The sequence below is a fragment of the Microcoleus sp. FACHB-68 genome (genome assembly GCF_014695715.1).
Classification (GTDB): domain Bacteria; phylum Cyanobacteriota; class Cyanobacteriia; order Cyanobacteriales; family Oscillatoriaceae; genus FACHB-68.
Window position 1 is genome coordinate 1,152,998 of record NZ_JACJOT010000008.1, and the last position, 13,549, is coordinate 1,166,546.

General features: G+C 42.5%; 3 protein-coding genes. All 3 read left to right on the forward strand.

What is annotated here, in order from left to right; translation table 11 throughout:
* Positions 1–5 precede the first annotated feature (5 nt).
* Positions 6–3,299, forward strand: coding sequence for a non-ribosomal peptide synthetase (locus H6F73_RS13530; protein ID WP_190759236.1), 3,294 nt, complete (start codon positions 6–8; stop codon positions 3,297–3,299).
* Complete coding sequence (locus H6F73_RS13535; RefSeq protein ID WP_190759237.1) at positions 3,296–9,049, forward strand: non-ribosomal peptide synthetase; 5,754 nt, start codon at positions 3,296–3,298, stop codon at positions 9,047–9,049. The genes H6F73_RS13530 and H6F73_RS13535 overlap by 4 nt, the downstream gene beginning before the upstream one ends.
* 112 nt (positions 9,050–9,161) lie before the next feature.
* Complete coding sequence (locus H6F73_RS13540) at positions 9,162–13,544, forward strand: non-ribosomal peptide synthetase (protein ID WP_190759238.1); 4,383 nt, start codon at positions 9,162–9,164, stop codon at positions 13,542–13,544.
* Positions 13,545–13,549 lie beyond the last annotated feature (5 nt).

Below are 13,549 nucleotides of genomic sequence, written 5' to 3' on the forward strand. Positions count from 1 at the left end.
TTAAGATGCCAACAAAAAAGATTGAAGGATTTCGACTGTCTCCACAACAAAAACATTTATGGCGACTACAAGAAGTTGAACAAGGACATCCCTATCGTGTTCAGTGTGGGGTGACAATTGAAGGAAATCTAAACAAAGAGCAGTTAAAAATTGCCCTAGAGAATATAGTCTGCCGGCATGAGATTCTTCGCACGGCATTTCAGTGCCTGCCGGGTATGACAATTCCGTTGCAAGTGATTGCTGAGACTTGTCAAATTTCTCTATCTGAATATGATCTCAGTGAGTTGCATCCCGAACAACAGGAAATTCAAACTGACGCTCTATTTCAAACACTGATTCAACAGCCTTTTAATTTTGAAAAATGCTCACTTTTTGATGCTTCTCTTGTAAGATTATCCTCACAGAAGCATCAGTTATTGCTTAGCTTATCTGCTATGAATGCAGACGGCACAACACTTAAAAACTTAGTGCGTGAAATCAGTTGTTTATATTCAACGGGCTTACAGGGAGAGCAAGCCGGTGATGAACCCATGCAATATGCTGATATTGCCGAATGGCAAAATGAATTACTGGAATCAGAAGAGACGCATATTGGCAAAGAATATTGGCAAAAGCTGACGATTGCTGATTTTCCAAAAATTAATCTTCCTTTTGAGGAAAAGGTTTTGAAAAATCCAGACTTTCAGCCTCAGTCATTGAGGGTTAAAATCAATCAAAATTCAACCCAAAAAATAAAATTATTATCCCAAAAGTATGAAACAGAAGTTTCTCAATTACTGCTGGCTAGTTGGCAAATTCTAATTTGGCGACTAACCAGAGAAACCAACATTATTGTCGGGCTAGCTAGTGATGGGAGAAAATATGAAGAGTTAGAAACGGCGCTGGGACCCTTATGCCAATGTTTACCGCTTCAAAATCATCTTGCAGCAGATTTAAAATTTTGCGAAGTTTTACAGCAAGTTGAGCGCTTAGCGAATGAGGTTTATAACTGGCAAGAATATTTTAGTTGGGAAACGCTTTTAGATTCCAATGAAAATGCTCAAGGTTTTTCAGGATTGCCATTTTGTTTTGAATTGATTGATATTTCAAACAAATATGAAACTAACAGCGTTTCATTTTTAATCGAGCAGCAGTACGCCTGTACTGAGCGCTTCAAAGTTAAACTGTCGTGTATTTATCAAGAAGATTCCCTTGTTGCCCAGTTTTATTATGATTCCAGATTATTTTCACTTGAAGATATCGAACGTTTATCAAAACATTTTGAAACGCTGTTAGAAAGTGCGATAAATAACCCGGAAACTGCGATAGGTCAATTAGATATCTTGAGCGAGTCTGCCCGATATCAACTATTGGTTCAATTCAACAGCACTCAAACTAATTCCCCTGAAAATAAGTGTATTCACAACTTCTTTGAAGAACAAACTGAACGCACTCCAAACAATATTGCCGTTGTTTATGAAAATCAGAAACTCACTTACGCTGAACTCAACGCACGGGCGAACCTACTAGCTCACCACTTGCAAGAATTAGGCGTTGACTCAGATGTTATTGTAGGTATTTGCGTCGAACGTTCAATAGAAATGATAGTCGGAATGCTGGGCGTTCTCAAAGCCGGCGGTGCTTACTTACCAATTGAGCCAACAATGCCGGCTGAACGCATAGCCTTGATGTTAGAAGACGCTCAAGTTCCAGTCTTGCTAACTCAAGAAAACCTTTTACAAACCCTGCCAATACATAGCGCACAAATCGTCTGCATAGACAGAATTGTTGCTGACAAGGTAACTGAAAATGCCGGATTACTTCAAAGTAAAAAGCATAATAATCTTACCGCTTTAGCTTATGTAATTTATACTTCTGGTTCCACCGGCACCCCCAAAGGAGTTGCCATTGAACACCGAAACCTCAGCAACTATTTGCACAGTATTCTGGAAAGATTAAAATTACCTGCCGGTGCCAGTTTCGCCACCGTTTCCACCTTTGCAGCCGACTTAGGAAACACAGCGATTTTTCCGGCATTGTGTACAGGCGGCTGCCTCCATATCATCTCCCAGGAACGCGCCACAGATCCAGAAGCCTTAGCAGAATATTTTCGCCGGCAGCCCATAGATTGTTTAAAAATCGTTCCCTCCCACCTTGCCGCCTTGCTCACATCTTCTGAAGCCGCAGCTATTTTGCCTCGTCAGCGCCTGATTTTAGGAGGTGAAGCTGTTAGCTGGAATTTAATGGAGAAAGTGCATAAATACGCTCCAAATTGCCTGATTTTCAATCATTATGGGCCGACAGAAGCTACTGTAGGGGTGTTGACTTATCAGGTCGATTTTGAAAAATTGCAGCATGATTCTGAAACAGTTCCACTCGGTCGTCCGATTGCGAATACCCAAATTTATATCCTCGATTCCTACCAGCAGCCGGTGCCCCTGGGTGTAGCCGGTGAATTGTACATCGATGGTGATAATTTAGCGCGTGGCTATTTAAATCGCCCTGAACTAACCGCAGAAAAATTTATTACAAATCCCTTCAAACCGCAACCCGATGCGCGTCTTTACAAAACCGGCGATTTAGCTCGTTATTTACCCGATGGAAATATTGAGTTTTTGGGACGCATTGACTCTCAGGTAAAAATTCGGGGATTTCGCATCGAACTCGGAGAAATTGAAGCGACTTTAAGACAGCATCCAGATGTAGACCAAGCGGTGGTTATAGATTGGGAAGATGTACCGGGTGATAAACGTCTCGTTGCTTACGTCGTTCCCAAGGAAGAATTAATTGCTTCAAAATCCAATCTGCAAAATTTAAAATTAAGTGATTTGCGGAACTTGTTGCAAGAAAAATTACCCGCATACATGATGCCGGCAGCGTTTGTCATTCTCAAAAACCTGCCTTTGACGGCTAACGGAAAAATAGATCGGCAAAAATTATCGGCTGCCGATAAAACCTGTTTATTTTCTACAGAAACCTTTGTCGCGCCTCGCACTCCCCTTGAGGAAAAGCTCGCAGATATTTGGGCTGAAGTTCTTCATCTTGAAAAAGTTAGCATTTACGACAATTTCTTTGAGTTGGGAGGGCACTCTCTACTAGCGACTCAGGTAATTTCTCGACTGCGCCAAGCTTTTCAAATTGAGTTGCCTTTAACCCATCTTTTTGAATTTCCAACAATTGCCGATTTAGCGGGGATAATTTCAGAAAGGATAGAGCGGCCATCAGAGGATGAAGCATTCGCTCAAATGCTAGCAGAGCTAGAGCAACTATCAGAGGAAGAAGTCCAACAAATTTTGGCTAAGGAAGGGGTGAACAAATGAGCGATCTTCTCGCACGCATGGCAGAACTTTCTCCAGAAAAACGTGAGCTGCTGTTGCGCCGGCTTAACCAGAGAAAAGAAAACGTTTCCCCTATATCAATCAAACCCCAAGCTCGAAATTCTAACGTTTTCCCCGTCTCATTTTCTCAACAGCGGTTATGGTTCCTCGATCAATTAGATCCCGGCAACCCGACTTATAACATCCCTGCGGCTATACGTCTGACGGGAAAGCTCAATCTGGCTGCTTTAGAGCAAAGTTTTAACGAGGTTATCAAGCGTCACGAAGTTTTACGGGTAACTTTTGCAACGGTAGATGAGCAACCCGTTCAAATCATTCATCCAACTGGTGATTTTAAATTGCCGGTTTTAGATTTAACACCCTTCCAAAATCAAGATTCCCAAATCCAAAACTTCATAGTAGAGGAAGCAAAGCGACCATTTGATTTGGCAAAAGATCCGTTATTGCGAGTTAGGTTGCTGCATTTAAAGGATTCAGAATATGTCGTGATCCTAACGATGCACCATATCATCGCTGATGGTTGGTCAATGGGGATCTTTATTGAAGAAATTGCGACACTTTATCAAGCTTTTTCTAACGGCAAACCTTCCCCTCTACTTGAACTGCCAATCCAGTATCCAGATTTCGCAATTTGGCAGCGAAAGTGGCTACAGGGAGAGGTGTTAGAAAAGCAAATTGCCTATTGGAAAAAGCAGCTAGGCGGCACGCTTCCTGTATTGGAGTTGCCGGCAGATCGACCACGACCGGCAGTGCAAACCTTCCAAGGCGCACAGGAAAGTTTCATTGTTCCTAAAAAGCTGACTGAGGCAATTGCTGAATTAAGCCGGCGTGAAGGCACAACCTTATTTATGACCTTGCTGGCAGCATTCAAAGTATTACTTTACCGCTACACCGGCCAAACAGATATTTTAATTGGGTCTCCCATTGCTAACCGCAATCGAGCTGAAATTGAAAAATTAATTGGCTTTTTTGTTAATACTTTAGTATTGCGAACTGACTTAGCCAATAATCCAACTTTTCGGGAGTTGCTAAGTCGAGTTAGAGAAATCGCATTAGGTGCTTATGCTCATCAAGACTTGCCATTTGAGAAGTTGGTAGAGGAATTGCAGCCGGCACGCAACATGAGCCATGCCCCTCTATTTCAGGTGATGTTTGTTCTGCAAAATTCGCCGCTCTCCTCTCTAAAGCTGCCAGGATTAACCTTGCATCCTTTGGAGATAGAAACCACCACCGCTAAGTTTGATTTAACCCTGTCAATGCTCAACACCGAGCAGGGATTAAATGGGGTAGTAGAATATAACATCGATTTGTTTGATGCTGCCACAATTAAACAGATAATTGGGCATTTCCAGACTTTATTAGAAGGAATTATTGCCAATCCAGAACAGCAAATTTCCAAATTACCGTTACTAACTGAGCAAGAGCGCGATCAACTGTTAGTTGGATGGAATAATTCTTCGGCAGAGGAGCAAGGGAGAAAAGAAAATTCTGGATTGTGCCTGCATCAGTTATTTGAAGTACAAGTAGAAAAAACCCCAGATGCGGTTGCCGCAGTATTTGAAAATCAACAACTGACTTATCAAGAACTCAATCAAAGAGCGAATCAACTTGCAAACTATTTACAAACTCTCGGCGTTCAGCCAGAAGTTTTAGTTGGAATTTGTATTGAACGCTCACTGGAAATGCTGGTTGGGATTCTTGGGATTCTCAAAGCTGGCGGCGCTTATGTTCCACTTGATCCAGCCTATCCAAGGGAGCGCCTCGCACTCATGTTAGAGGACGCACAGGTGCCGGTGCTATTAACTCAAAAATGCCTGGTAGAAACCCTGCCAGAACATCAAGCTCAGGTGGTGTGTATCGATCAATATGAATTAGATAATTCCGACAATAATTCCATTAAAGATTTCAACTTTCCTAAATCTAATCCTTTCAATCTAGCCTATGTAATTTATACCTCTGGCTCTACAGGACGCCCTAAAGGCGTGCAGATCGCGCACGCTTCTGTCATTAACTTCTTAAGATCAATGCAGAAGCGGCTAGAAGTCACAAATAAAGAAGTTTTTATAGCAGAAACTTCTCTCTCTTTTGATATTGCGGTTTTGGAGCTTTTCCTGCCGCTTATTACAGGCGCTTGCGTTGTTTTGGTCAGCCGTGAAGTAGCATCTAATGGCACAGAACTCTTAAAAATGTTGACCAGTTCGGGGGCTACATTTATGCAAGCAACTCCTGCAACTTGGCAAATGCTTTTAGCAGTAGGATGGCAAGAAAGTAAGAATTTAAAAATACTCTGCGGCGGTGAAGCTTTACCGCGAAAGCTCGCCAATCAGTTGCTAGAAAGAGGTGCGAACGTATGGAATCTTTATGGCCCTACGGAAACCACGATTTGGTCTACTATCTATAAAGTTGAGTCAAATGAGCAGCCAGTTTCCATTGGTCGTCCGATAGCGAATACACAAATTTACATATTAGACTCTTCCCTGCAACCAGTGCCGATCGGTGCGGTTGGTGAACTGTATATCGGTGGTGCCGGCTTATCTAGAGGGTATTTAAACCGACCTGATTTAACGGCTGAAAAATTTATTCCCAACCCCTTCTTTAAAGAGAGAGAGGGGGAGGGTGGATTCTATTTTACCCAGACTTCAGACCGGCTCTACAAAACTGGCGATTTAGCCCGTTATCTTCCCACTGGACAAATTGAATATTTAGGCAGAATTGATCATCAAGTAAAAATTCGGGGATTCCGCATCGAGTTAGGAGAAATTGAATCCGCCCTCAGCCAGCATTCTTCTGTACGGGAAGCTGTGGTTACGGCTAGAGAAGATCGTCCAGGCGAGAAATTTTTAGTCGCTTATCTTGTGCCTAACGAGCAGTTAGTTAATGAAAAATCCCAAATTTCAAATCTAAAATCTAGCGAACTGCGTAATTTTTTGAAAGAAAAGTTACCTGATTACATGGTGCCGGCTGTCTTTGTGCTGCTGGAAGCGCTACCTTTAACGCCTAACGGGAAAGTTGACCGCCGATCACTGCCGGCACCAGACACGGCTATCAGTGACTTAACCAGCGCTTTTATCAGTCCTCGGAACCCGGTTGAAGAGGTAATCGCCGGCATCTGGACTGAAGTGCTTCATGTTGAACGAGTCGGCATCGACGATAACTTTTTTGAGTTAGGCGGACATTCATTATTAGCCACTCAGGTAATTTCTCGCCTGCGCGAAGCTTTGCAAATTGAACTTCCCCTGCGCTATCTGTTTGAGTCGCCAACGGTGGCTGGTTTGGGTGAGCGCATTAACGCAGCAAATGTTAAGGAGAAAAGTCTTAAAGCCCCCCCCATTGTGTCGGCTTCACGGCCTAAAGAATTGCCCCTTTCTTTTGCTCAACAACGCCTTTGGTTCCTAGATCAATTAGCTCCTGGCGATCCGGCTTATAATATCCCAGCGGCGGTGCATCTAAAAGGTGAACTCAATGTGCCGGCGCTAGAAAAAAGCCTGAATGAAATTATCTATCGCCACGAAGTTTTGCGAACAAGTTTTGCTACACTGGATGGGCAACCTGTTCAAATTATCCATCTAAATTTTGATTTTAAGTTGTCGATTTTGGATTTAACACAAAACCAAAATCAAACATCGAAACTGCAAAGTTACATTATTGAAGAAGCGCGACAACCATTTGATTTAACGCGCTTACCTTTGCTGCGAGTTACGTTGCTAAAACTAGAGAGTATAGAGTGGGTTGCTGTGCTGACCATGCACCACATCGTTTCTGATGGTTGGTCGATGGGAGTGCTGGTTCAGGAATTGGCGACACTTTATGAAGCATTTTGTGCCGGCAACTCGTCCCCACTGCCGGCGTTACCAATTCAATATGCAGACTATGCCATGTGGCAGCGCAAGTGGTTGCAAGGGGAGGTTTTGGAAGCCAAACTTAGCTACTGGAAGCAGCAGTTAGGAACAAGCTTGCCGGTGCTGCAATTCCCCACTTTGCGAACGCGAACTGATGTTTCGACATTTCGGGGTGCAAGCCACTCTTTCCAATTACCGGCAAATTTGTCTAAGGCAATCAATAAAGTAAGTCGGCAAGAAAATGTCACACTTTTTATGACATTGTTGGCTGCTTTTCAAACATTTTTATATCGTTACACAAATCAAGATGATCTGGTTATTGGCACCGATCTAGCAAATCGTACTCAGGTAGAAACAGAGTCTCTCATTGGTTTCTTTGTTAATCTTCTCGTCTTACGCACTGATCTCAGCGGCAACCCAACTTTTCGGGAGTTGTTGAAGCGAGTTCGAGAGGTGACATTAAACGCTTATGCCCATCAAGATTTGCCTTTCGAGAAACTGGTGGAAGCATTGCGTCCTGATCGCAGTTCCAGCCACAACCCGCTTTTTCAAGTGTTATTTGTTCTGCAAAACACCCCGGTGCCGGCTTTAGAGCTTCCGGGTTTGACCTTAACGCCTCTTGAGATTGACAGCGGCACAGCCAAGTTCGATCTGGCTTTATTTATGGCGGAAACAAAGTCGGAAATCATCGGAACTTTTAAGTATAATGCTGAGCTTTTTGATGAAGCCACTATTGCTCAAATTTCTGATCGCTTTGTTACCCTACTCAGCAGCATTATCGCGCAAAGCGATGCTCGTTTAAACAGTTTAGAAATTATCACAGAAGCTGAAAAACAGAAACAAGCCATGCAAGAAGTAAAACGTGAAAAAGGTAACTTTAGCAAATTCAAAACTATCAAGCCGAAAGCGGTGAGTCTGCCCCAAGGAGAATTAATCCGAACCGAGTCTCTACAGCCAGGAGAAACTTTTCCTTTGGTCATCAAGCCGGCTGTTGCTGAGGTTGATATCATTGATTGGGCAAAGAGTAACCGGGAATTTATCGAAACCAAATTGCTACAACATGGCGCAATTTTATTTCGAGGTTTTAACGAACCTTTAGTGTCTGTATTTGAGCAATTTGCCCTTTCTCTTTGCCCTCAATTATTTGGCGAATATGGGGATTTACCCCGCGAAGGAATTAGTGGAAAGGTTTACGGTTCAACGCCTTATCCGGCGGATAAAGCGATTTTATTTCATAACGAAAGTTCACACTTGCATCGCTGGCCGTTAAAAATCTGGTTTTTTTGTGTGCAGCCGGCAAAACAAGGCGGCGAAACGCCGATAGTTGACTGTCGCAAAGTTTATCAACTTCTTGACCCCAAACTCATCGAAAAATTCACACAAAAGCAACTTGTCTATGTCCGCAACTACACTGATGGACTTGATGTAAGTTGGCAGGAATTTTTTAGAACGACAGATAAAGCTGTAGTAGAAGATTATTGTCGGCAAGCTGCCATAGAATTTGAGTGGAAAGAAAACAATGGGTTGAAAACTAAAAAAATTAGGCCGGCAGTAACGAAACATCCAAAAACTGGAGAAATGGTCTTTTTTAATCAACTGCCCTTGCATCATGTTTCTTGCTTAGATCCAGCAGTTCGCGCTTCTTTAGTCTCCGTATTTGGAGAAGAAAACTTACCCCGCAATGTTTACTACGGAGATGGAACGCCTATAGAAGATTCTGTCATTGAAGAAATTCAAGCAGTCTATCAAAAAGCAGCCGTTACTTTTCCTTGGCAGGCTGGAGACATATTAATGTTAGATAATATGTTGGCCGCCCACAGCCGTAATCCTTTTACAGGTTATCGAAAAATTGTAGTGGCAATGGGAGAAATGTTTTCTGAAGACAAACATTAAAAAGATGCTCTTTTAACGCCGGCAATGGGAGAAAAGCTGCAAAAGTTTTTCGCTTTCGGTTTTCTCCTTGCCCTGATCAAATTAATTTGAAGTAGTTTAACATTCAAGAAAAATGCAAACAATTACTGGATTTCGGCTTTCTCCTCAACAAAAATATTTATGGTCTTTGCTTCAAGAAAGCCCCGCTTATCGTGCCCAATGCTCTCTTCTTATAGAAGGTAATCTTAACCAAAAAACGTTAAAAGAAGCTTTACAAGCAGTCATCAATCGACATGAAATCTTACGAACAACTTTTCATCGCCGGCCAGGGGTAAAAGTTCCCATTCAAGTTATAGAAAGCGTCACTGTACCTTCCTGGAAATTTATTGATTTTACTCAAAGCGAGCCTCAAGATATACAAACGAAACTTCAAAGCATCCTAAAAGAAGAAACTAGCGTTAATCTTGAATTTGACAAATCGCTATTATTGCGTTTATCTTTAATTTATCTATCCGAAAATAGATATATTCTTATTGTTAGTTTGCCATCGCTTTGTGCCGATAACCGCACACTCACTAATTTGGCTCAAGAAATTAGCCAAGCTTATCGGGCTTGTCTTCAAGGTGAGGAACTGTCTGATGAAGAAATTGTGCAATATGTTCAATTTTCAGAATGGCAGAATGAATTACTTGAGGATGAAGATGCAGAAGCCGGCAAAGAATTTTGGAATCAGCAAGATTTTTCGACTTTAGCTAATTTAAAGTTGCCTTTTGAAAATAAAAGAGTTGAGGTGCCGACTCGCTTTGAACCCAACTTTAGCGAAGATAAAATAGAGCTTTCTCTCGTTGCTAAAATCGAACAAGCCGCAAGAAAGTATAATGTTTCAACTTCTCTATTTTTACTCGCTTGCTGGAAAATCTTACTTTGGCGATTAACTGGGCGAGAAACTATCATTGTTAACTCCGCCTTTGATGGCAGAAAATATGAAGAATTAGAACCGGCACTTGGATTATTTGCTAAATTCTTACCCCTTCAGACTCATCTGCAAGATAACTTCCACTTCAATGAAATTTTGCAGCAAATCCAGCAGTGGGAACGAGATGCTTACAAGTGGCAGGAATATTTCTTAGCAGAAGACATTGGCAACGCAATTTTACCTTTTAGTTTCGAGTTTGAGGAACAGCCGGCAACTTATTCTGCTGCTGATATATCTTTTTCAATTGTCCACCAGTACGTCTGCTTTGATCGGTTCAAAGTCAAACTTTCTTGCCAGCGCCAGGAAAATTTTCTCTTAGCACAGTTTCACTACGATCCGGCTTTTATTGACGAAATAGCAATTCGATGCTTAGCGGACCAATTTCATACTTTACTAGAAAGTGCCGCAAATAACCCAGAAAGTGTGATCGGACAGTTAGGAATATTGAGCGAACGTACGCGAAATCAACTGTTAGTAGAATTTAACAATACGCAAGTAAATTATTCACAAGATCAATGTATTCATAAAATTTTTGAAGAACAAGTAAAGCGCACACCTGCTCAGATTGCGCTTGTATTTGAAAATCAGCAGCTAACCTACCGGGAACTAAATGATCGCTCTAACAAACTTGCCAATTACCTACAGAAATTAGGCGTAGAACCTGAAACAGTAGTGGCAATTTGTGTGGAACGTTCCCTAGAAATGGTGGTGGCAATGCTGGGCATTCTTAAAGCCGGCAGCGCTTATTTACCGCTCGATCCAGCCATGCCGGCAGATCGCATAGCCTTGATGTTGCAAGATGCTAAGGTGCCGGTTTTGTTAACGCAACAGCATCTTGTGAATAACTTCGGCGAACACGCAGCACAGGTTCTTTGCCTAGATACGGAATGGAAAGTTATAGAAAAGCAAGCTGAAGATTCAATTAAACCCCTCAAATTAACTATCCCAAACCCATCAAACCTCGCCTATGTAATTTACACCTCTGGTTCCACCGGCATCCCCAAAGGCGTTGCGATTGAACACCGGCAACTATCTAATTACTTGCAGGGAATTACAGATAAATTAAACTTAAGTGCCGGTGCAAATTTTGCCCTCATTTCCACCTTTGCCGCCGACTTAGGGCATTCCGTTGTTTTTCCCTCCCTGTGCGGCGGTGGCTGTCTCCATATCATCTCCCAAGAACGCGCAACCGATCCCGAAGCACTTGCCGATTATTGCCGGCAATATCCCATTGATTGTCTGAAAATTGTCCCCTCTCATTTGCAAGCATTACTAACAGCTTCCTCTCCCGCAGATATCCTACCTCGTCAGCGATTAATCTTAGGCGGTGAAACTTTAAGTTGGAACTTGATTGAGACGATCAAAAAATACGCCCCAAACTGTTTTATCTTAAACCATTATGGGCCAACAGAAGCAACCGTAGGCGTTTTGACTTATCAGGTAGATTCAGGAGAATTCGCTCACATTTCGGAAACAGTTCCCCTAGGTTGTCCTCTGCAAAATACACAGATTTATTTACTGGATTCACAGTTGCAGCCGGTGCCGATTGGGGTGCCTGGTGAAATTTATATCGGTGGTGCGGGGTTAGCACGAGGCTATTTAAACCAGCTCAAACTCACGGCAGAGAAATTTATTGTTAACCCATTTAATCGGGAAACCCGACTGTACAAAACCGGCGATTTAGGCCGTTATTTACCCGATGGAAATATTGAGTTTTTAGGACGCATTGATCATCAGGTAAAAATTCGCGGTTTCCGCATTGAATTAGGCGAAATTGAAACAGTGCTGTCTCAACATCCGGCAGTGCGTGAAACAGTTGTTGTCGTGCGAGAAGATAAGCCTGGGGAAAAAAGCCTTGTCGCCTACATCAATGTCAACCCTAAAATTCAAAGTCCCAAATCTAGTGAATGGCGTGCTTTTTTGAAAGAAAAGCTGCCGGATTACATGATGCCATCATCATTTGTCGTACTCAAGGCACTGCCACTGACGCCAAATGGCAAAATAGATCGTCAAGCACTGCCGGCACCAGAAACCCTCAATACCGATTTAGCCGATACATTTGTCCCACCTCGCACCCCCGTTGAGGAGGTATTAACCGGCATTTGGGCAAAACTGCTTAATCTTGAAAAAGTGGGAATTCATGATAATTTCTTTGACTTGGGAGGACACTCCTTACTCATTACTCAATTATTAGCAAAGGTACGAGAAAGTTTTGATGTGAATCTGCCTTTACGCAGTTTGTTCGACTTTCCTACGATTGCCGGTTTAGCCAATAGCATTGATAAGCAAAATGCAAATTCTTTTACACTTCATCCCTCCAAGTTTGCTCTGAGTGCTGAAGCCGTCTTGGATTCTACAATTCGTCCCGCCACTCAACTTATTTATTCTGCCAAGCCTACCTCTATCTTCTTAACAGGAGCAACCGGCTTCCTCGGTGCTTTTTTACTGAATGAACTGTTGCAAAAAACACAGGCAGATATTTATTGCCTGGTACGTTCCTCTGATATTGAATCAGCCAAGCAACGGTTAAAAAACAGCCTTGAATGTTACTCACTATGGGAGGAACGCCTCAGTTCTCGAATTATCCCAGTTATCGGAAACTTGTCTGAACCCCTTTTAGGTCTTTCAAATGAGCAATTTCAAACGCTCGCCAGTAAACTTGATGTCATTTACCACAATGGTGCATTTGTTAACTTCACTTACCCCTATTACGCACTCAAAAACGCTAATGTTTTAGGAACTCAAGAAATTCTGCGATTGGCAAGTGCTTTTAAACTCAAGCCCGTCCATTTTATTTCTACTACTTCTGTTTTTTCACCAGTGATTGAGTCAGGCGTTCAAATTGTGCGAGAACAAGACAATTTGACTCCGGGCGAAGCCCTCACTGGTGGCTATGCTCAGAGTAAGTGGGTGGCTGAAAAGTTGATAGAAATTGCCCGCGAACGGGGGATTCCTGTTTCTATATACAGACCCGGACGTATTTCTGGGCACAGCCAAACAGGTGTTTGTAATCCTAGCGATTTTCTCTACAGAGCGATCACCGGCTGCATTCAACTCGGATGTGCGCCGGTTCATGACCGAAGGATGAATATAGCGCCAATTGACTATGTAAGCCGAGCAATTGTTCATCTTTCTCAGCAAAAAGAATTGCTAGGAAATACCTTTCATTTAGCCAACCCTCAGCCATTTCTTCTCAATGAATTAGTCGATTGGATGGGTTCGCTGGGTTATCCACTTGAGCGGGTTTCTTATGATCATTGGAAAGCAGAAATACGGAATAGGGCTGGAGAGTCTCAGGAAAATGCTTTATATCCGCTGGTCGGTCTTTTTTCTGAAGGAGATTCTGAAACGCCAAAATCTAAATCAGGGGTGCTACAGTTTGATTGCCAAAATACCTTAAATGGTCTTGCCGGCACAGACATCATTTGCCCAACAGTAGATATTAACTTGTTCCGCACCTACTTCTCATATCTCATCGCTCGTGGCATTGTAAATGCGCCTAAGCAAAATGATGAACTTACTACCCATAAATTCGCTTAAATGTC